We start from the raw sequence: 19,798 nt of genomic DNA on the forward strand, positions 1-19,798 counted from the left end.
ATAAGTGTGAATACCGATTACTGACGAATATTGCCGATTTGTACGTTTAGCCCGGCACGTTGTTGCACTTTAATGCTTTATTTATAATTTTAACCAATTAAATTGCCTTCAACTTTAATAACAGGGCGCGTAGAATATTTTAATGGAACTAAAAAGTAGTGGTGTTAAGGGTAGCTGGCTAAAAAATATGATCGTTAAACGGTTGTATTTTGATAAAGCTATGTCTTGCGCGGGTTTGAGCCAGCTTTTTGATAAAAGCATCCCTTCAATAACCAAAGCAATAAACGAGCTGATAAAAGAAGGCTTTGTTGTTGAGGAAGGTTACGCGCCTTCCAGCGGTGGGCGCAGGCCGCTGATGTACGCCATCAATGCAAAAGCGATGTACATCCTGTCCATCGCTATGGATCAGCTTTCGTCGCGCCTGCAACTTATTGATCTGCAGAATAACCCCGTGGCCGATCTGCTTACGGTTGACATAAAGCTGCACAACAACAAACAGGCACTGCCTACGCTGGTAAACAGCATAAACGATTATATAGAAGCCAGCGGTATCCCCAAGAACCAGATAGCCGGCACCGGCATTGGTATGCCCGGTTTTATTAACGCTATTGAAGGCATAAACTACACCTACCTTGATGCAGGCGGCAAAAGCCTTAGCGCTTACCTTACCGAGGCAACCGGCATAAGTACTTATATTGATAACGATAGTAGTTTAATAGCCCTTGCCGAGCAAAAGTTTGGTATTGCTAAAGCCCAGCAGGAGGTAATGGTGATAAACCTGGGCTGGGGTATAGGCCTGGGAATGATCATAGACGGTAAGATCTTCCGCGGTTATAACGGTTTTGCGGGTGAGCTGAGCCACATACCCCTTTCTGACGACGGCGCTTTGTGTACCTGCGGAAAACGCGGCTGCCTGGAAGCCGAAGCATCGATGCTGGTAGTGGCCGAACAGGCCGAAGATGGTATTAGAAAAGGCCGGGTAACCAGCCTTAAAACTACCAAGGGCAACTTTAAACAGATGGGCGATGCGTTGATGGACGCCGCAAATCACGGCGATCAGTTTGCACTGGAGCTATTGTCTGACGCGGGATACAAGATAGGGAAGGCCCTGGCTATCCTCATCCACATCATGAACCCGGCTAACATTGTATTAAGCGGCCGGGGCGCTAAAGTGGGCAAAATACTGCTTGCACCTATACAGCAGGCTCTGCACAAATATTGTATCCCAAGGTTGGCATCCGGTACCGAGCTGCTGATATCATCCCTTGGCTTTGATGCCGAACTGATAGGCGCTGCCGTGCTGGTGATGGAGAATTTTGATAAAGAACGGGTTTAGAATTACAAAACCGTACTAACTACCGCATCCTTCTTTTTGGGCTCAGGTAACCAACCCAGATGTGTATGCTTAAAGCTGTCTGAATACTTTAGCCCGTAACCCATTGTGCGGTCGAAGGCAGAATGTGCAAACAGCAGCGTACCTATAGCTAATAATACCTCCTGGTGTAGCATATAGCCTGCTGCGGCGAGCAGTATGGCCAACCCTTTATGATGAAACAGGTTGTACGTTAGCCCCCCAACGCGGGTATTAACATAATAGCCCAGCATGCTGATGTCCGGAGCAAAAAATAGCAGGAGCCATGCCCAAAATGGCAGGCCGAGGCTGTGCTGAGACAGGAACCAAATTGCTGCGGCAGTCATAGCTGCTTCTTCCAGTTTAAGTGTGTTTTTCATATCGTTGCTCATAACTTTGATTGTGTGTTTTGTTAGGTCAAAGATGAGGGGCTAAACAGGGGTTTGCGCTTGACAAAAATCAAGAAAGTGTTTTGCGACGTATCCGGCTGAAGGTTTCTGGTGTCATCCCCAGCATTGAGGCGAGGTACTGAAGTGGCACCTGGTTAAACAACTCGCGCTGCTGGTCAAACAAAAGCTGGTAACGCTCCTCTGCAGATAAAGAGATCTGGTTAAATATCCTGTTTTCCAGTGTTACAAAGCATTTACCTATGAATAGTTTTTCAAACTCGTTCCACTTGGGTATCTGCTTGCCAATTTGTTGATATTGCTCGTAATCAATAGTAAAAAGTGTTACATCTGTAAGGGCCTGAATGTTCCAGCGCGAGGGGTTGCGAAACAGGAAGGCAGAAAGGTCGGTAAGAAAATACCCCGGCGAACCTATCCACTGGGTTACTTCTCTATCCGGCTGCGAAACAAACACGCGCAGCAATCCGCTTTGTATAAAGCTCAACTTGTTGCATTGCTTATGTGTTTTAAGGTAGTAATCGCCTTTGCTAAGCTGTTCGGGTGCAAATAGCTGCGCAAGTGTCTGGCAGTCGCTTACATCAATGCTAAAGTAATGATGGAGGTAGCTTTCTAAAGCCGTCATAAATCAATCGTAGTGGGTATAAAAGTACCAAAATACTTCATTAGCATTTGAGTAGAGCGAGCATTATGGATATTTAATTTTACCTCAGATTTATAAGCTACAAATTCTAAACACTGTTAAATGTAGTAACGAAAATACGGCGCTTGTGACATTATGCGTTTTTTCGGCTTTAACACATATTTGTTTGTGCTAATGCCTTATTATGGTACATTAGCCTCAACATTAATCCAAAGCTTTACCCCACTATCCTAATGCCCTTCAAAAAGCTGTTCCTCATCCTCCTGATGTCCCAGGTATTGCTAATGCTGGGCTGTAAACAAAAAATTATGTACGGTAAGAATAGTAATGCAGGTAAGTACTACAATATAAACGGTATAAAGCTTTATGTTGAAGAGTACGGCACCGGTAAACCTTTGCTGATGATACATGGCAATGGCGGCGACATGAGCGCCTTTACCGATAACGTGCCCTACTTTGCAAAAAAGTACCGGGTGATACTGGTAGACAGCCGCGCGCACGGGAAATCTGCAGATGCAAGCGACTCTTTAACGTTTGAACAAATGGCAGATGATTTTGCGGCCCTGCTGGATACCATGCACATACCAAAGGCACATGTACTGGGCTGGAGCGACGGCGGGATTAATGCCTTGCTGATGGCCATAAGGCACCCGGAAAAGGTGATCAGCCTGGCAGCTACAGGCGCCAACATTACACCTGATCCTACCGCGTTTGCCGGCGACCTGTGGAAGGAAAGCCAGGAACAATATAATGAGAACAAGAACACCGTTTGGAAAACGCCGGCAGAAAGAAACTCGTGGAAGATATTTTTACTAGATTGGAACCAGCCCAACATTAAGCTGGAACAACTGCATCAGATAAAATGCCCGGCGCTGATAATTGCCGGTGACCACGACGTTATTGCGGATGCACATACGAGGCTGATACAAAAGAACATTCCCGGATCGGAACTTTGGATAGTGAGGAATTCGAGCCATAGCACGCTGATAGAACACGCCGCCGAGTTTAACAAACGGGTAGATCAGTTTTTCTCCAGATAGCGCTTTGTCATAGCTCGTTCAAAAAAGATGTTGCAACATCTTTTTTATTTTGAATTGCGGCAACCGTATTTATCTTTGAGCCGTAAACAAAATACCAACATTAAATAGAACAAAAAAGAAATGAAAAAACCTCTTATCCTTTTAGCCGCTGGTTTGCTGATGCAGACTGCTGTATTTGCACAAAGCACCTGGAAAGTTGACAAAGCACACTCACGTGTAACCTTTACCATTACCCACTTAGCGGTATCTGACGTTGACGGATCTTTTAAAGATTTTGATGCTACTATAGTAGCTGCCAAGCCAGATTTCAGCGATGCTAAAGTGAACTTTACTGCTAACACAGCAACCGTAAACACCGATAACGAACGCCGTGACGGTCACCTGAAAAGCGCTGAGTTTTTTGACGTAGAGAAGTTCCCTGCATTAACTTTCACCAGCACTTCAATCGCGCCTGCAGGTACAAACAAATACAAGCTGAAAGGTAACCTTACTTTACATGGTGTTACTAAGCCGGTAACTTTGGACATGGCTTACCGTGGTACCATTACCAACCCGATGACTAAAGCTCCTGACGCTGGTTTTAAAGTAACCGGCACTATCAAACGCAGCGACTTTGGTTTCGGCAGCAAATACGGCGCACCAATGCTGAGCGACGAAGTTGAGCTTACTGCAAACGGTGAGTTCCTGAAACAATAATATTTTTAAGTGATATATTCAAAAGGCTGTTGTCCCATCCCGGGCGGCAGCCTTTTTTGTTGAAGCGTTTTTGATCATCAAAATTTTTGGTCAACTGTGAAAACCTGCTGATTTTGCAGCTGATGATCTTATGTTTTTAAATGACGTACTAACGCTATTAAAAAAGTGTGGTTTTTGCAGATTTTTGCTCATGAAAATCACCTCATTTTTGGTACCTCAGGCAAAAGCGGGTACAAGATGCAAAAATAAATTGAGCTAAGTGCTGACACTGTTTTGCCAGTAGCAGGTCGGTTTACATCCTGTTAAACCGGATGCTTTTGCCAATAAACTTAAAGTGCCAGTACCCTTTTACATTAAGTGAGCCGTCCTTATTAATTTTTGCGCAAGAGTTATAATGCTTGCCGCTGGAGGCATCATAGATAATTCCATTCTCCCACGAGTCAGTATCGGCGCTGTACTCCAGGTTCTCCAGTACGTTCATTCCTAATACTTTACGGGTACGCAGGGCAGGGTTGGGGTTGTATTTGTCTGTAAAAGTATGCATGGCTTGCTCGCCTTCACCATTGTCAAACCATACAATCTTGGCCTTAAAGGCTTCGTCTTCTTTAAATATCTGTACAACAAGGTTTTTGTCCTGACTTTGCCACTTGCCGCATATTTGGTCGGCAGCGGCTACATTGTTTGTATGGTAAACAGTACCACTGTAAAACACAAATGCTAAAAAGCTGCATAAAAGTTTATTTGCCATCATAACGTCATGTTTTTCAACAATGTTGCAATAGCAGTGCCAGTAATATGCAGCAGTAGATTGGTGTTTACATTCGCCTGAATACCATTGTTTTACCTATAAGCTTCACATGCCAGTAACCCTTTACTTTAAGCAGCCCATTATCATCTAAATGTGCTGCTGCGTTCCAGTACTTACCGCTTTGCACCTCGTAGATGGTGCCGTTCTCCCATGATTTGTTGCCGTTATAAGTGAGGCCTTCTAACACGTTCAATCCTAATACTTTGCGCCCGCGAAGTGCAGGGTTGGGGTTCTTTTTATCGGTGATGGTCTCCATAGGTTTGTCCCTGGTAACGCCTCCCGTGAAGTAGATGATCTTGGCTTTGTAGGTGCTCTGTTCGCGGTACACTTCTACCGCCAGGTTCTTTTCTGCCGACATCCATTTACCGCAAATAGCATCAGCTTTGTCAATAGATTGACAATCAGCTTTAAACGAACAAAACACAACGAGCAAGAGGATAGCGAAGTAACGCATATGGATGATTTTCAGCTTTTATCAGGCTTACACAATAACGCAAATATGGTTGATTGTTTGCTAAAGCTTGTCAATTTAAAGCAATGGAGCGAAAACGTTATAGTGATTTATCTACCCTGTAATTGTACGGCAGCTTTGGTTTATTATATATTTGAAACGTAACCAATACATTATCCTTTATGAAAAGATCTGCCTGGCTAGGCCTGCCGCTACTTGCGCTCTCGTTTTCCGCATCTGCACAGCAAAAATTAAATATATACCACAAGGGCTGGGTAGACTTTAACAAAAATGGACGTATGGACGTTTTCGAAGACCCGTCCCAAAACATAGAAAAGCGTGTTACCGACCTGCTTAGTCAAATGACAGTTGACGAAAAGACCTGCCAAATGGCCACCCTATATGGTTACAAAAGGGTGTTAAAGGATGAAATGCCTATAGAGCGCTGGAAGACAGAAATTTGGAAAGATGGTATCGCCAATATTGATGAGGAACTGAACAACCTCACCTCGCATACCGATGACGCGCCGACGCAATATTCGTACCCCTTCAGCAAACACGCTTCTGCTATAAACACTGTACAAAAATGGTTTGTAGAGGAAACGCGACTGGGTATCCCCGTCGACTTTACCAACGAGGGTATACACGGCCTTAATCATGACCGCGCAACCCCGCTGCCTGCGCCTATTGGAATAGGCTCGACATGGGACAAACAACTTGTACGCCAGGCAGGTAAGACCGTTGGTCGCGAGGCTAGGGCACTGGGGTATACCAATGTTTATGCACCTATACTGGATCCCGCACGCGATCAGCGTTGGGGCCGTGTAGTGGAATGTTATGGTGAAAACCCATTCCTGATTGCTGAAATGGGCAAACAAATGACGCTTGGCATTCAGGAGGAAGGCGCGGCATCAACCTTAAAGCACTTTGCTGTTTATAGCGTACCTAAGGGTGGAAGGGACGGTGCTGCACGTACTGACCCGCATGTGGCACCACGTGAAATGCACCAATTGTACCTTTATCCGTTCCGCAGAGTTATTCAAGAGGCACATCCTATGGGGGTGATGAGCAGTTACAACGATTGGGACGGCGTTCCAATCACCGGCAGCTACTACTTTCTTACCGAGTTGCTTAGGCAGCAATTTGGCTTTCAAGGCTATGTAGTGTCTGACAGCGAGGCTGTTGAATACCTGTTCTCTAAACATAAGGTTGCAGGCGATTACAAGGAAGCCGTAAGGCAAGCTGTAGAAGCCGGATTAAACGTGCGCACTAACTTCACAATGCCGCAAACCTTTATACTGCCCTTGCGGGAGTTGATAAAGGAGAACAAAATATCTATGAAGGTGATAGACAGCCGCGTAGCGGATGTACTTAGGGTGAAGTTCCGGCTTGGCTTATTCGACAACCCTTACGTAAAGGATCCTAAAGCAGCAGACAAGCTGGTGCATACCGCGGCAGACGCAGAGATGAGCCTCAAAATGAATCGTGAGAGCATGGTGTTGCTTAAAAATGAAGGCAACCTTTTACCGCTCGATAAAAGCAAGCTGAAGAACATACTGGTTACAGGCCCGCTTGCTGCGGAAAGTAACTATACCATAAGCCGTTATGGTCCGTCACATAACCCGATTGTGTCTGTTTTAGACGGCATCAGGAACTATGCAGGCAAGGACACAAAGGTGAATTACGTTAAAGGCTGTAATATAGTTGACGCTACCTGGCCGGAAAGCGAGATTATAGAAACGCCACTTACAGCCGCTGAACAGGCAGGGATCGATTCTGCCGTGGCACAAGCAAAGCAATCAGATGTGGTTATAGCTGTTGTTGGCGAGGATGTGGACAGGGTAGGCGAAAGTCTCTCCCGCACCAGCCTTAACTTACCGGGCCGCCAGCTTAAGTTGATTCAGGCATTGCAGGCGACGGGCAAACCTGTGGTAATGGTGATGATAAACGGTCAGCCGTTGACCATAAACTGGGAAAACAAGTATGTGCCGGCCATATTGGAGGCATGGTTCCCAAGCGTGCAAAGCGGTCGTGTAGTAGCTGAAACCTTGTTTGGCGACAATAATCCTGGCGGTAAACTCAGCATAACGTTTCCGAAAAGCACCGGGCAGATTGAGTTTAACTTTCCAACAAAACCCAATGCACAGGCTGGGCAGGGTGGCGCTAACGCATGGGGTAAAACGAGTGTAAATGGTGCGTTATATCCTTTTGGCTATGGTTTAAGTTACACAAAGTTCGAATACAGCAACCTGACGGTATCGCCGGAAAAAGGTGCTACACAGGGCGACGTTACGGTAACGGTAGATGTAACTAATACCGGGCAGCGCAAAGGCGACGATGTGGTGCAGCTTTACCTGAAAGATAACATTAGCAGCGTTACCACTTACGAGTACGACTTGCGTGGCTTTGAACGTGTTACGCTAAACCCTGGTGAAAAAAGAACCGTCACCTTTACTCTGCACCCTGACGATCTCGCTTTGTTAGATAAGAACATGAACTGGACGGTTGAACCCGGAACGTTTACAGCGATGATTGGCGCTTCATCTGCGGATATAAAGCTGAAAAAAGAGTTTGTAGTAGAGTAACAACTTGGAGGTGTAGCTTAACTCGGTTAACAATTAAAACAATTTTAAGTCTGAAAGCTTGTATTTCTTTAACCCCGAAGAAATATGGCAGAGCAACTTACACTGGATGATACCTGGGCAGGCGCATCCGGAACGAACGACGAAGGTGTAGCTGTTATCATCCGCTATCGTCCGTCCCTGCAAAACTTTGTTGATACCGGCCGCTACAACATCCGCATGGATATGGTTTGGACTTATGACGAGGAAGAGAGCGCTTATCTGCCCTCTCCAGGCGAAATGCAGGTGATGGAAGATGTAGAGAACGCGTTGATTGATGCTTTGGAGACAGACAGGCAAGCCATCCTTGCTTTTATCTTTACAGGTGCCGGCGAAAGGGTGTGGTCTTGGTACAGCACAGATATAAAAGAAACGGGGGAAAGGCTTAACCTCGCGTTAGCAAACTTTGAAGTACTACCGTTGCAAATTACACAAACAGAAGACCCGGACTGGGACGAATACTTTTCTTTTGTTGAGGAGTTCGAAGATGCAGATGATTAATCAATATTAAATATTTGTTAATTAAATCCCCGTAATTCGAAAAAATATTCTTCTTTTGTTTAATCAGTACAATTGGTTCATTCATCAAAACAACATACCAACGTAGCCATAAACGACCATCAGTCTTATGAGAATTGAGTTAGAAGACAGGCAGGCAATGCTTGCTGCAATTATCGACTCTTCACACGACGCGATCATCAGCAAAACGCTTGCGGGTATTATCACTAGTTGGAATGGATCAGCCAAAAAAATGTTCGGCTATGATGAGTCAGAGGTTATCGGCAAGCATATTTCTATTCTTATCCCTACAGACAGGCTGAACGAAGAAAACATTATCATTTCTAATATCGCTTCAGGAAAAAAGGTAGACCACTTTGAAACTATTCGCCTGCGGAAGGACGGGTCTGAGATCAATATTTCCTTAACAATATCACCCATCAGAGATGCAACAGGAAAGATTATTGGAGCATCCAAAATTGCGCGTGACATTACAGAACAGCTGGAAATCCGCGAGAAGCTAAGGCAGTATAATGAGGAGCTGGAGAAAATAAACTCTTACAAGGATGAATTTATTGGTATGGCAAGTCATGAACTTAAAACGCCGCTTACCAGCCTTACAGGGTACCTGCAGTTGCTGCTGCGTAATGTTCAGAGCGATAAAGACAAGATTTTTGCCAGTAAAGCCGTTGCTCAAATCAGCAGGCTCACCACGCTCGTATCAGATCTGCTGGATATATCAAAAATCCAATCCGGGCAACTACCACTCAATTATGAGCTGTTTGACCTCGACGATATGATTGCCGAAACTATTGGCGATGTACAGCAAACTACGTCTCACGAAATATCTTTCGAAAGGAGTGGTACACCTAAAATGTTAAATGGTGACCGCCAACGGCTCGAACAAGTGTTGATCAACTTTCTAACCAATGCTATAAAGTACTCTCCCGAAGCTAAAAAGGCTATAGTTACCAGCAGTACTCAGGGCGATGTTATCAGGTTTTCAGTAAAGGACTTTGGTATTGGAATATCAAAGGATCAGCACGACCGTATTTTCTCGCGGTATTATCGTGTTCAGGATACAGGTCCGGGGTTCTCTGGGCTTGGTATAGGCTTATACATTACCGCCGGTATAGTTAGCAGGCACAATGGCAAAATAGGCCTGGAAAGCGAGCCTGGTAAGGGTTCAGAGTTTTGGGTGCAACTGCCCATTGCATCACCAGCCGCTTAGTTAATTCAGCAAATTTATTGTTCGTTGCAGCTTATCACCTTTACAATTTTAAGGTGATAAGCTGCCGTAAAGTAATATTTACAAAATAAAAATTTTTGCAACCTATTGTTTACCGGTATCGTAATACATGTACATATTACATATACCCAACATGGAAGCAATATTTTCTTCATCTGTAGTAACTCCATTACTTTTCCTGGCAGTTGGTTCTGTTATCATGTACTTCATATTACAGTACGACAAACAGCAGCGTAATAAAATGAAGAAGATCCTAACGCAAACGAAGGATGTACAACCGCTGTTTATGGCTAAAGCCATCAATAATAAAATTAAAAAGATTAAGCCGGAACTGAATGCCGCAGATCGCACCGACATTGCGAAACAACTGGATGAACTGGTAGAAAACTACGACCGAGGCCGTATCTCACTACCCGACTACTGCCATAAACTAAACGACCTGCTTTCGATGGTAGCCTAATTGCCGCTTAAGTCTATTTTCTTCTGGATTATAAGTGTAAATTCGGAGCTTTTACACCCGGTATTCACTTATGATTACTCCTCAAAACCAGGAACATTTACAGATAGTTAGTACTGAAGATGGCTCTAAAACCATTTTTAACTCCCTTGTTGGCGAAAATTACCACTCGCGACACGGCGCCTTTCAGGAAAGTCAGCATGTTTTCTTAAGATCGGGTCTCGAGTATTTTCTAAATAAGAACGAACAGGTACCCGCAGCAGTAAGTATATTGGAAGTGGGATTTGGTACAGGGCTCAATTTTCTGCTTAGTGCCGACTTTTGCTCAACTGAATCAATTGCATTGAGCTATACAGGTATAGAAGCCTACCCTCTTTCTTCGGAAATGATTGCTGTTACAGGGTACAACGCCTACGTCTCCACCCAGTTGTGGGGTGAATTTTTAAATAAATATCAGCAGTCACTTGTCGGGAAAACACCCATAACTGATACATGTAACCTGGAGGTGGTTTGCACAGAACTTAGCGCGTTTAGGTCATCAAACACCTACGATGTTATCTACTTCGACGCGTTTGCAGCAGCTAACCAACCGGAGATGTGGACTAATGAGGCCATTACCCAGACGTTAAAATCTCTTAAGCCTGGCGGCGTATTTGTAACGTACGCTATAACAGGCAACCTTAAGCGCTGTATCAAAGCGTTTGGCCTGAAGGTGGAAAAAGCTCCCGGCGCTCCCGGTAAACGAGAAATGCTTAGGGCAACATACCTGTAGCAGTTTAAAGCTTTACTACGCAAACTACTGGTAGTTTGATACCTTTGTATTATGGCTATAACACCACCGGTAACCGCTACAACCCCTTCAGCAGCTTTTGAGCGACTGCTTACCATCATGAACGACCTGCGGGAGAATTGCCCCTGGGATAAAAAGCAAACGTTGGAAAGCCTGCGACACCTTACCATCGAAGAGACGTATGAACTGTCTGACGCTATTTTAGGTGGCGATATGCAGGAGATAAAAAAGGAACTGGGTGATGTTATGTTGCATCTGGTATTCTACTCGCGGATAGCTTCTGAAACCAAAGATTTTGACGTAGCTGATGTGCTGAACAGTATTTGCGACAAACTGATAAACCGCCACCCACATATTTACAGTGATACCGAAGTTAATGACGAGCAGGATGTTAAACGAAACTGGGAGCAAATAAAGCTTAAAGAAGGAGATAAATCTGTACTGGGTGGCGTGCCGGCATCGTTGCCGGCGCTGGTGAAAGCGTCCCGTATACAGGAAAAAGCCCGTGGGGTAGGTTTCGACTGGGACAACAAGCAACAGGTATGGAATAAGGTAGAAGAGGAATTACAGGAGTTTAAAGATGAGTTTGACAAAGCGGACGAGACGCAGATTGACCGGGAAAAAGCCGAAAGTGAATTTGGTGACCTGATGTTCTCGTTGATCAACTACGCACGTTTCATCAACATAAATCCGGAAGACGCTTTGGAGAAAACCAATCGAAAATTTATCAAGCGTTTCCAGTACCTGGAAGCGAAAGCCAAAGAGCATGGCAAAAACCTTCATGAAATGACCCTGACGGAAATGGATGTATTTTGGAACGAGGCCAAAAGAGTGTAAAAATATATTTTCGATTGTAGCGTTTACAAAATTGCACACGTATTAACTATAACCATAGCGCATGAAAAAAGAATTTACCTACTTGTTGCCCGTTCTAATACTGGCTGTTGTATTTATTTCAGGGTGTTTTAAAAACGCCGAATCCAACCCTACCCCCGCACCCTCTGGTACGTTTACTGGTCAGTTCCGATTATTGCACCGTAAGCCAGGCACAACCGTTATAGATACTGCTAAAGCTAATATTCAACTGGTACTTGAACCCGGCGTTGGTTATAAAGTTCTTGGCGATACACTTACTATTCACGCAGGCAGCAAAGGCCACTATGCTATAAATTCAAACACTATTGGCTTTCAGGATGATACTTTTCCTACTACAGGTAAACCGACCAAAACACATTTAAGCGGATACTATCAGTATTATTACGACGGTACAAGCGTGTTGCAAATGGTAGCTAATAGCGCTGATACGCTTAGCTTGCAATACGATCTTAAAAAAACACCATAATTAATTAGGAGTAAGCCGGTACTATAGCTTGCTCCTAATTTTACTTCACTGTAGCGTTTGCCTTCCGGCATACGTAATGTATAGAACAACTTAGCGCACTTAACACTTAATGCACTTACTCCACCGCTTTACTGAGGAAGAGATTGTCAGTAAATGCAAAACCGGCAGCCTTAAGTATCAGGAATTGCTCTATAAGCAATTCTATGGCTATGCCATGGGTATCAGTGCACGTTACAGCCTTAACCAGGATGATGCGCTTGAAGTTGTTAATGATGCTTTTATAAAGGTGTTCAATAATATAAATACATACAGTTCTGATAAACCCTTTAGGGCCTGGCTGCGTACCATAGTGGTAAATACCGCGATAGACCGCAGGCGTAAAGAATTGAAGCACCAGCAAAATACGGACATAGATGACGCTATAGGCGTAGGGCATGCGGCAAACGCTATTGAGAACTTAAATGCGCAGGATATTTTAAAGCTGATGAAGCAATTGCCTCAGATACAGCTAACTATATTTAACATGTACGAAATTGATGGCTACAACCATGATGAGATAAGCAAAATACTAAATCTGCCTGCAAGCTCGTCACGGGTTTATTTAAGCCGTGCTAAAGAGAAGTTGAGGCAATTGATTACAACAGAGACACACAGCCATGGATGATCAGTTTGATAAAAAGCTAGCAAGCCGCATCAGGGAGGTGTTTGATAATTACGAACACCCCGAAGCCGATACGGCATGGGCAGAGCTGCGCAAAAAGTTCCCTGCTAAGCAGGACGAACGCAAAGTTGCCTGGCTGTGGTGGAGCAGCGCTGCGGCCATACTGCTGATAATGCTGGGCATAGGTATATGGGCCATAAACAAACCGAATAAGGAGGAAACGATAGCCATTAAACCGGCTAAGCAGGTGCCCGCTAAATTACCTGTTGATAGTGCTACAACTATTATCGAAAAGCCGTCCAGTAGTTTGGATAGCCAAGGAAATGCAGATATAGCGTCAGTGACCAAAACCGTCAAAAACCACACAAATGTTGACACTTTTGGAACAGTAAAAACTTCAAGGTTGTCGTCTCCGCAAAAAGCTACCAATTACTATCCGATTGCTCCTGCTAAAGATGAAACTATTAACTCAGGAGCAAAAAGCAACGAGGTTGTTGCGAGTACAATACCGCCGGCAAACAACCAGGATGCGGTTGCAAAATCAATTGATGTAACAACGGCAACAACGCCTGCCAAAGCAGATGAACAGCAGCCTAATACGGCTGTAGCCAACCCTTCAGCAAGTGTAATAGCCCAGCAGCCGGCAACAGCTAAAACAATGAACGACCTGTTTAAAGAGGACGTGAATTTTAAAAAGCAGGCAACAGAAAAGAAGGAAGCTAAGCGGGTAAACTTCAGCGTTTATGCAGCAACTTACTTTAACTATGCAGATGGCAGCGCCAACCAGGTAAACGCGGGAGCGGGCGTTACGTCAGACATTCGCCTGAGCAGGAACTTTAAGCTATCTACCGGTGTAATGCTTGCGCAGAACAGCTTGCAGTACGACAATGCGCCACCACCGGCACCAACAAACAGGGCAGCCAGCTTTGCTGCTGCTGTTGATGCAAACGTGAAAAAAGAAAGCCTGTTTGCCGCATCCAGCACATCGCCTGAGTTTGACAGGTTTAATGCAACTTTAGTTGGACTTGATATTCCATTGAACATTAAGTTCGAATTTAACCCGGCAAAAAGCGACGCCTATGTTTCTGCAGGGCTAAGCTCAGGTACATTTATTGACGAGCGCTATACTGCACGTTACACCTACCGCACAAATGGTATAGCAGGAGCGGGTATAACCAGTCAGGATCAAACCACCACGCAAAGTTTTGGCAGTTTCTATTTTGCTAAGACAGTAAACTTTGCGCTGGGCTTTGGTACGCCGGTAGGCAAGAACAGGCTGGTGATAGAGCCGTTTTTAAAATATCCTATTGGCGGGATGGGTTCGCAGGATATCCGTTTTGGTTCGGGCGGGGTAAACCTCAAGTTCAACTTTAAGTCTTCCAAAAAATAGTCGCTTATACTTTACTGATCTTATACAACAAAGCCCCGTGGTATCAATACGGGGCTTACTTATGTTTAGTAGCATTGTTAATGCCCGCTAAGTTCATGTGTGTGGTACTGCACATGTTCGTGGTGCTCTATCCAGCTGGCTATGTAACCGGCAACCTCTTCCCAGCCGTGCTCGCCGCATATCCAGTGCCCGCGGTTACTAAACTCTTTGTACTCGCTAATGCTTTCTGCATGCGTATAAGCTTCAGCGTTGCGTTTGCAAAGAGCGGCAGGTATTATCTGGTCCATTTCTGCACCAATGAATAGCAAGGGAACGTGTGGCTGATCAACATCAATTTTACCCGCCTCACCCATACAGTCACGCAGTACATTGCGGCTGTCGTGCGTTGCGGTACGGGTAAAGGTACGTTTCGCATCTTCATCGCTCATGGTGTTGCAAAACGATGAACGAAAGCTCTCGACATCGGTATAAAACGGTTCGTTGCCCTTAAAAGGATTTGTAATTAAAGCGCTGTTCTTAATAAAGCCCCAGTCAAATGCAAGCATTGCATTTGGCGCTACCGAACAAATGGGCACAGCAACATCTACCAGCCCTTTTGCAGCAAGCAATTGGGCAATAAGGCCGCCTACTGAGTGGCCTATAACTATTGGTGGTTCTGGTTCTGCAGCTACTACACGTTCCATTTCATCTGCTATCGTTTGCAGGTGCAGATCGCCCAAACCAGTGGGTGGGTTATCACGTAATTGTGCGGGTTCACCCTCGTGCAGAGGCCATGCCGGAGCAAGGCAGTTGTAGCCTTTGGCAGAAAAAAAAGCTATCCATTTATCCCAGCTCCTGGGATTTTGGAACATGCCGTGTATAAATATTATGGTTTTCATTGGTATAGTAGTTTATACTCTATAAGGCATAAAAAGCATACCAAAGTTCACAGCAAGCATAATCACAGTGACATTTATAGCTCGATGCTCTGGCCGGGTTCTGTAACTTCTATAAAGTTGATACCTGACTTGGCAAAGTGGTTCTTATAATTAGCAAACCTGGATTTTACAAAGAAAGGTTTGGCAAAGCCATCATGTACAGGCAGTATTTGTTTTGGCTTTACTTTGTCGCCAAAGGCTGCAATGCGCAGTTCGTTTGCGAATGGAGCCATTGTTACCAATATCAACAGGTCAAGGTTATTGTAAGTGGTTAATTTATCTTCCATTGAGTCTGCAGGGTGCAATACGCGGCCGTCAATCAGCAGTCCTGTCATTTGGGGTATGGGGCTATCCAGCAAAGGTTCATGCACTACCGGTATGGCTTCTATCTTAAAAGGGCCGATGTTGTATACACCTTCTTCCATCAGCTCAAATGCTAACCCTTCTTTTTCAAGAGCTGCACCAACCTCGCTGTTGGTATAAATAGGATCGCCGGAAAGCGCTATTATCTTTTTAAGATTAGGCAGATCAAGATGGTCGGCATGGATATGAGTTATGATAACCGCGTCAACGCCGCTGAACGTTTCGGGTGTTACCAGTCCTTCAGCAAACGTGAAGTTGCCGGGATCGCACAGGACCTTAAATCCTTCCTTTTCAAAAACCAGGCAGGAGTGGAGGTATTTATAAATTTTCATAACGGCAGTGTTTACCACATAACCTGCCTTACTTTATAAATGTTTACAGTATTTGCTGCAGGTCCGCAAGGTTATTTATAGTTGCCACTTGTCCGCTTTGTACATCACCAAAGCCGTAAGACGCAAATATAAAAGGAACACCAGCTTTGGTGGCCGACTCATAGTCGCCCATGGTGTCACCCACATAAACAGGTGCCTGCAGGTTATTGTCGTTAACAATGTCGCGGATGTTATCAGCTTTAGGGTTGCCCTTTGTGCCATAGCACTGGTGTCCTAAAAAGTACTGGTGCATGTTGTGCAGGTTTAAAAACAGCTCAATGTAGCCGCTTTGGCAATTACTTACAATATACAGCTTGTAGGTTTTGCCCAGGTATTTCAGGGTTTCGGCCAGTTGCGGGTACAGCGTGCCACCTTTCTCGTTCAGGATATGCAACTCGCTGATTGAACACAGCTTTTGCACTTCTGCACGTTGCATAGTATCCAAATAGGGGAATAGCTTTTCAAATATCTTATCGTAAGTCATCCCGGTGATAGACCGCACGCGTTCGCGGGTCATCACCTCGTGGCTCATGTAAGGTGCCTGATTAAGGGCTGCCTGCCATGCCTCTGTGATGGTTTCTGTACTGTCCCAAAGGGTACCGTCAAGGTCAAATATTATACTGTCGTATTTATTTTTTAAGCTGTCCATTCCTGCGTTTCTTGGCCGCAAAAATAGCAGTTTATTGTTAGCCGGCGCGTTAAATGATTATAAAGGCAAGCTGCCCAATCCAAAATATAATGTAGCTGCAGGTACGGCAAGCAGCAAAAATATGTGTGCTAGCTGGGTAGTGTTGGCATCGCCTTTAACAAATACACGGTACAGATCGGTTTTTAGTTTTGCTATGATAGTTGTCATGGTTGAACAATTTTAGTATTGTGATGTTTATACCTTTTCGACCATGTGAGCCGCCGAAAGGTTTAATGCTGGGAGTAAATTTCAAAGCGCGTACTTACCAACCCTATGTTTATATTAGTAGAAAAAACAGATGCGTAGATTGTTAAGCCCCTACTTTATTACTGCTGTGCTGCTGTTAACGTTTACAACTTCTTTTGCTGCTCCAGCACAAAAGCAGGTACCAGATACGGTTAAAACAGGCGTTTACATCACCAGCATACACGACATTAACTTTAAGGATAAAGAGTACACTGTAAACCTGTGGCTATGGCTTAAATACAAGAACAAAAAGTTCGATTTCGTTCATAACCTGGAAGTCCCTCAGGCAAAATCTGTAACTACATCCTTTTCTACTGTTGACTCGAGCGATAACCGCATGTTTATCATGATGAAGCTGCAATGTGTAATGAAAGACTCCTGGGTTACCGAGAATTTTCCGTTTGATCATCAGCGCTTAAGGTTCTCTATTGAAAATTCACAGTTCGATTCCAAGTCGCTTGTGTTTGTTGCTGATACCAGCGGCAAACAATTTGATCCAAAATTCACGCTTAGAGGGTGGAACGTGGACAGTATAAAGCAGTCTACCGGGATAAAAGCGTATGAAACAGCTTTTGGTGATGAAAGCCTTGCAAAACCGCATACCGAATATGGTACTTACCGCCTGCGAATGGTGATATCGCGCGATGCAATGGGCTTGTTTTGGAAAATGTTCCTGGGTATGTATGTGGCGTTTTTAATTGCTTACATGTGCTTTTACATCCATACAGATAGTATAGACTCGCGCTTTGGGCTGAGTGTTGGCGCGTTGTTCGCGGTGGTAGGTAATAAGTATATCATTGATGCCACGCTTCCTGAGTCTACCTCGTTTACGCTGGTAGATACGCTGCATGGCATTACCCTGCTGTTCATATTGATGGTTATTATCAGCACGGCATATTCGTTAAGGCTGGTTAAAGAAGATAAGCTGAAGGACGCGAAGCGTTTTGATCTGCTTTGTGCACAGGTGTTGCTTGCGTCATACTTTTTACTTAACTTTTGGTTTATTTACGACGCCGTGAGGGCATAGGCCGCAGTAATCATTCACAAAATAGATTGATATATAATGTTAGATGATACCAGCAAGTTTTACACGCAGTTGCCAATGCACTCCCGGCCGTTGGGCGATTTGTTGGTATCTACCGGCTTGTTTCAGGACATACCTGCCGACTGGCACATTATTATCACTGATATAAAAGATTCTACAAGAGCGGTTTTTGAGGGCCGGCACCAGGATGTTAACCTGATAGCTACGGGTAGTATAGTATCAGTTTTAAACCTCGCATTTGCAATGGAGGTTACCGTGCCGTTCTTTTTTGGCGGCGATGGTGCAACCTTTATTGTACCGCCCGTGCTGATAGATAAAGCCATGCAGGCGCTTACGGTGTTCAAGACCAATACCCGCGACAACTTTGGGCTGGAGCTGCGTACCGGCACTGTAGCTGTTAAAAACGTATACGAACACGATCACCATATTAAAATAGCCAAGTTTAGCGCTACTGATGTTTTTACTATCCCTATTATACTAGGCAACGGCCTTAATTACGCCGAACGGCTGGTAAAGGGAGACGACTACATGTTTGCTGATACCGACTGCGGAAGCGAGGAGCTTGACCTTACCGGCATGCAATGCAGGTGGGATAAAATTGCGCCGCCGCAAAACCGCGACGAGGTGATAAGCCTGCTGGTAGTGGCCAGGGACGGAGAGTCGCAGTCGGATGTCTTTAAAGATGTAATGGATGCTATCGACACAATATATGGCTTACCGCAGAAACGGCAGCCTATCTCTGTAGATCAGCTGAAATTTAATACTACGTTTAACAAACTGGGTACCGAGATGCGCGCACGGATAGGCCGTATAAAATGGCTCGAGTTTTTACGTACATGGTTGCTAAGCCTATACGGTTACGTTTACTTTGGAACCAGCAGCGGCAAGCGCTATCTTGAAAGCCTGGTGCAAATGGCCGATACGCTGGTTATTGATGGTAAAATAAATACCGTAATGTCTGGCAAGGCGAAGCAACGAGCCGAACTTGAAAAAGTGCTGGATAAGCTGGAAGCACAAGGTAAACTGGTGTATGGCATGTTTATAAGCCAGGCATCAGTAATGTCATGCTACGTACGTGATCTTAAGGACGATCACATCCACTTTGTTGACGGTGCCGAAGGTGGATATACCCAGGCCGCTAAAATGCTTAAAGCCAAGCTTAAAACATTACCACCAATTAAACTTTAGCGGTCAACCCGTTATATACTTAGACATGATAAGCAGCAGCAGTAGCCTGTCGGAGTTTGCTTCATCATAATTCTCTTTAAGCAACTGGCTGATCTCTTTACTACGCAACCTTACAGCCGCCATTTGCAAAACTTTAAAAGAAGCTGTTTCCAGGCTCTCAATGTTTTGCATATGAAAGATGATGGCAAGGTCGCGCAGTTCGGCGCAATCAAAGTTGTCCTGAACGGCTGCAAACGCGTTGTCAATAAGGCCTACCCATCCGCCGTGGCTGCCATCACCGGGGCTGGTTTCGAGCAGGGAGTAAATTATGACCATCCTGCGCAACTGTTTGTTGATCTCGTCCTTTATCTCCAGTATAGAATTGCGCAGATCGGTAAAGTGAGCGAGGTTGGCAAGCTGCGGTAAGTTGTTTAAAACGTGCTTTTTAGCAGCGTAGATGTGATCAAGGTGGGTAATGAAGAACGATCTTAATTGTTTCGGCTCTAATTTGGATAACGGCAATGCCATTGGTTCCAACTCTTCTTTTCTCATGATTGTAACTTTAAAATAAACCAGGGTATGCTACACGGGCAACCCGGC

23 protein-coding genes are annotated in these 19,798 nt (G+C 44.7%); 14 read left to right on the plus strand and 9 right to left on the minus strand.

Features of this window, described 5'->3' with window-relative positions; all coding sequences use genetic code 11:
• Positions 1-142: 142 nt before the first annotated feature.
• Entirely contained in the window at positions 143-1,336 is a 1,194-nt protein-coding gene (locus AC59GT_RS15625) for an ROK family protein (protein WP_117382504.1), read from the plus strand.
• 2 nt (positions 1,337-1,338) lie between these two features.
• Here the strand turns inward: AC59GT_RS15625 and AC59GT_RS15630 are convergent, their stop codons facing one another.
• Together AC59GT_RS15630 and AC59GT_RS15635 are read right to left on the minus strand one after the other, a co-directional pair.
• Positions 1,339-1,731, minus strand: a complete 393-nt coding sequence (locus tag AC59GT_RS15630) for a DUF4260 domain-containing protein (protein ID WP_497238499.1) — start codon at positions 1,729-1,731, stop codon at positions 1,339-1,341.
• Positions 1,732-1,810: 79 nt separating this feature from the next.
• Positions 1,811-2,380, minus strand: a complete 570-nt coding sequence (locus AC59GT_RS15635; protein WP_497238500.1) for a Crp/Fnr family transcriptional regulator — start codon at positions 2,378-2,380, stop codon at positions 1,811-1,813.
• A 251-nt stretch (positions 2,381-2,631) separates the two neighbouring features.
• On the opposite strand from AC59GT_RS15635, the gene AC59GT_RS15640 reads away from it, so the two are divergent.
• Entirely contained in the window at positions 2,632-3,438 is an 807-nt protein-coding gene (locus AC59GT_RS15640; protein ID WP_497238501.1) for an alpha/beta fold hydrolase, read from the plus strand.
• A gap of 120 nt (positions 3,439-3,558) precedes the next feature.
• Positions 3,559-4,134 (plus strand): YceI family protein, encoded by a 576-nt coding sequence (locus tag AC59GT_RS15645; protein WP_497238502.1) that lies wholly within the window; start codon positions 3,559-3,561, stop codon positions 4,132-4,134.
• A 292-nt stretch (positions 4,135-4,426) separates the two neighbouring features.
• Here the strand turns inward: AC59GT_RS15645 and AC59GT_RS15650 are convergent, their stop codons facing one another.
• Together AC59GT_RS15650 and AC59GT_RS15655 are read right to left on the minus strand one after the other, a co-directional pair.
• On the minus strand, positions 4,427-4,885 hold the full coding sequence (locus AC59GT_RS15650) for a DUF2147 domain-containing protein (protein WP_497238503.1): 459 nt from the start codon (positions 4,883-4,885) through the stop codon (positions 4,427-4,429).
• A gap of 64 nt (positions 4,886-4,949) precedes the next feature.
• Positions 4,950-5,396, minus strand: a complete 447-nt coding sequence (locus AC59GT_RS15655) for a DUF2147 domain-containing protein (RefSeq protein ID WP_497238504.1) — start codon at positions 5,394-5,396, stop codon at positions 4,950-4,952.
• Positions 5,397-5,575: 179 nt separating this feature from the next.
• Between AC59GT_RS15655 and AC59GT_RS15660 the strand changes: the two genes are divergently transcribed.
• From AC59GT_RS15660 to AC59GT_RS15700, 9 genes are all read left to right on the plus strand, one after another.
• On the plus strand, positions 5,576-7,978 hold the full coding sequence (locus tag AC59GT_RS15660; protein WP_497238505.1) for a glycoside hydrolase family 3 N-terminal domain-containing protein: 2,403 nt from the start codon (positions 5,576-5,578) through the stop codon (positions 7,976-7,978).
• Positions 7,979-8,062: 84 nt separating this feature from the next.
• Positions 8,063-8,515, plus strand: a complete 453-nt coding sequence (locus AC59GT_RS15665) for a DUF695 domain-containing protein (protein ID WP_497238506.1) — start codon at positions 8,063-8,065, stop codon at positions 8,513-8,515.
• A 127-nt stretch (positions 8,516-8,642) separates the two neighbouring features.
• A complete protein-coding gene (locus AC59GT_RS15670; protein WP_497238507.1) occupies positions 8,643-9,743 on the plus strand; it encodes a PAS domain-containing sensor histidine kinase in 1,101 nt (366 codons plus the stop codon).
• Positions 9,744-9,894: 151 nt separating this feature from the next.
• Positions 9,895-10,221: a hypothetical protein gene (locus AC59GT_RS15675; RefSeq protein WP_497238508.1), complete on the plus strand. Its 327-nt coding sequence runs from the start codon at positions 9,895-9,897 to the stop codon at positions 10,219-10,221.
• Positions 10,222-10,291: 70 nt separating this feature from the next.
• Positions 10,292-10,990: a tRNA (5-methylaminomethyl-2-thiouridine)(34)-methyltransferase MnmC2 gene (gene mnmC2 / locus AC59GT_RS15680; RefSeq protein WP_497238509.1), complete on the plus strand. Its 699-nt coding sequence runs from the start codon at positions 10,292-10,294 to the stop codon at positions 10,988-10,990.
• Positions 10,991-11,041: 51 nt separating this feature from the next.
• Entirely contained in the window at positions 11,042-11,845 is an 804-nt protein-coding gene (gene mazG / locus AC59GT_RS15685; RefSeq protein ID WP_497238510.1) for a nucleoside triphosphate pyrophosphohydrolase, read from the plus strand.
• 61 nt (positions 11,846-11,906) lie between these two features.
• Positions 11,907-12,350 carry a hypothetical protein gene (locus tag AC59GT_RS15690; protein ID WP_497238511.1) on the plus strand — a complete coding sequence of 148 codons (444 nt, stop codon included), beginning with the start codon at positions 11,907-11,909 and terminating at the stop codon, positions 12,348-12,350.
• Positions 12,351-12,459: 109 nt separating this feature from the next.
• Positions 12,460-13,014 carry an RNA polymerase sigma factor gene (locus AC59GT_RS15695; protein ID WP_117382492.1) on the plus strand — a complete coding sequence of 185 codons (555 nt, stop codon included), beginning with the start codon at positions 12,460-12,462 and terminating at the stop codon, positions 13,012-13,014.
• Complete coding sequence (locus AC59GT_RS15700) at positions 13,007-14,401, plus strand: hypothetical protein (RefSeq protein WP_497238512.1); 1,395 nt, start codon at positions 13,007-13,009, stop codon at positions 14,399-14,401. Before AC59GT_RS15695 ends, AC59GT_RS15700 begins: the two co-directional genes overlap by 8 nt.
• 77 nt (positions 14,402-14,478) lie before the next feature.
• Here the strand turns inward: AC59GT_RS15700 and AC59GT_RS15705 are convergent, their stop codons facing one another.
• From AC59GT_RS15705 to AC59GT_RS15720, 4 genes are all read right to left on the minus strand, one after another.
• Complete coding sequence (locus tag AC59GT_RS15705) at positions 14,479-15,279, minus strand: alpha/beta hydrolase (protein ID WP_497238513.1); 801 nt, start codon at positions 15,277-15,279, stop codon at positions 14,479-14,481.
• A 74-nt stretch (positions 15,280-15,353) separates the two neighbouring features.
• The gene (locus AC59GT_RS15710; RefSeq protein ID WP_497238514.1) at positions 15,354-16,013 is read right to left on the minus strand and encodes an MBL fold metallo-hydrolase; all 660 of its coding nucleotides are present in this window, start codon (positions 16,011-16,013) and stop codon (positions 15,354-15,356) included.
• A gap of 43 nt (positions 16,014-16,056) precedes the next feature.
• Positions 16,057-16,701: an HAD family hydrolase gene (locus AC59GT_RS15715; RefSeq protein WP_497238515.1), complete on the minus strand. Its 645-nt coding sequence runs from the start codon at positions 16,699-16,701 to the stop codon at positions 16,057-16,059.
• 57 nt (positions 16,702-16,758) lie between these two features.
• Complete coding sequence (locus AC59GT_RS15720; RefSeq protein WP_165852024.1) at positions 16,759-16,908, minus strand: hypothetical protein; 150 nt, start codon at positions 16,906-16,908, stop codon at positions 16,759-16,761.
• 130 nt (positions 16,909-17,038) lie between these two features.
• Here AC59GT_RS15720 and AC59GT_RS15725 point away from each other — a divergent pair, with 130 nt between their 5' ends.
• On the plus strand, positions 17,039-18,013 hold the full coding sequence (locus AC59GT_RS15725; protein WP_497238516.1) for a ligand-gated ion channel: 975 nt from the start codon (positions 17,039-17,041) through the stop codon (positions 18,011-18,013).
• 36 nt (positions 18,014-18,049) lie between these two features.
• The gene (locus AC59GT_RS15730) at positions 18,050-19,219 is read left to right on the plus strand and encodes a DUF3095 domain-containing protein (protein ID WP_497238517.1); all 1,170 of its coding nucleotides are present in this window, start codon (positions 18,050-18,052) and stop codon (positions 19,217-19,219) included.
• Positions 19,220-19,222: 3 nt separating this feature from the next.
• On the opposite strand, the gene AC59GT_RS15735 is transcribed toward AC59GT_RS15730, so the two are convergent.
• Positions 19,223-19,750 (minus strand): DUF892 family protein, encoded by a 528-nt coding sequence (locus AC59GT_RS15735; protein WP_497238518.1) that lies wholly within the window; start codon positions 19,748-19,750, stop codon positions 19,223-19,225.
• Positions 19,751-19,798: the final 48 nt, after the last annotated feature.

The sequence above is a fragment of the Mucilaginibacter sp. 320_HR genome (assembly GCF_059691875.1).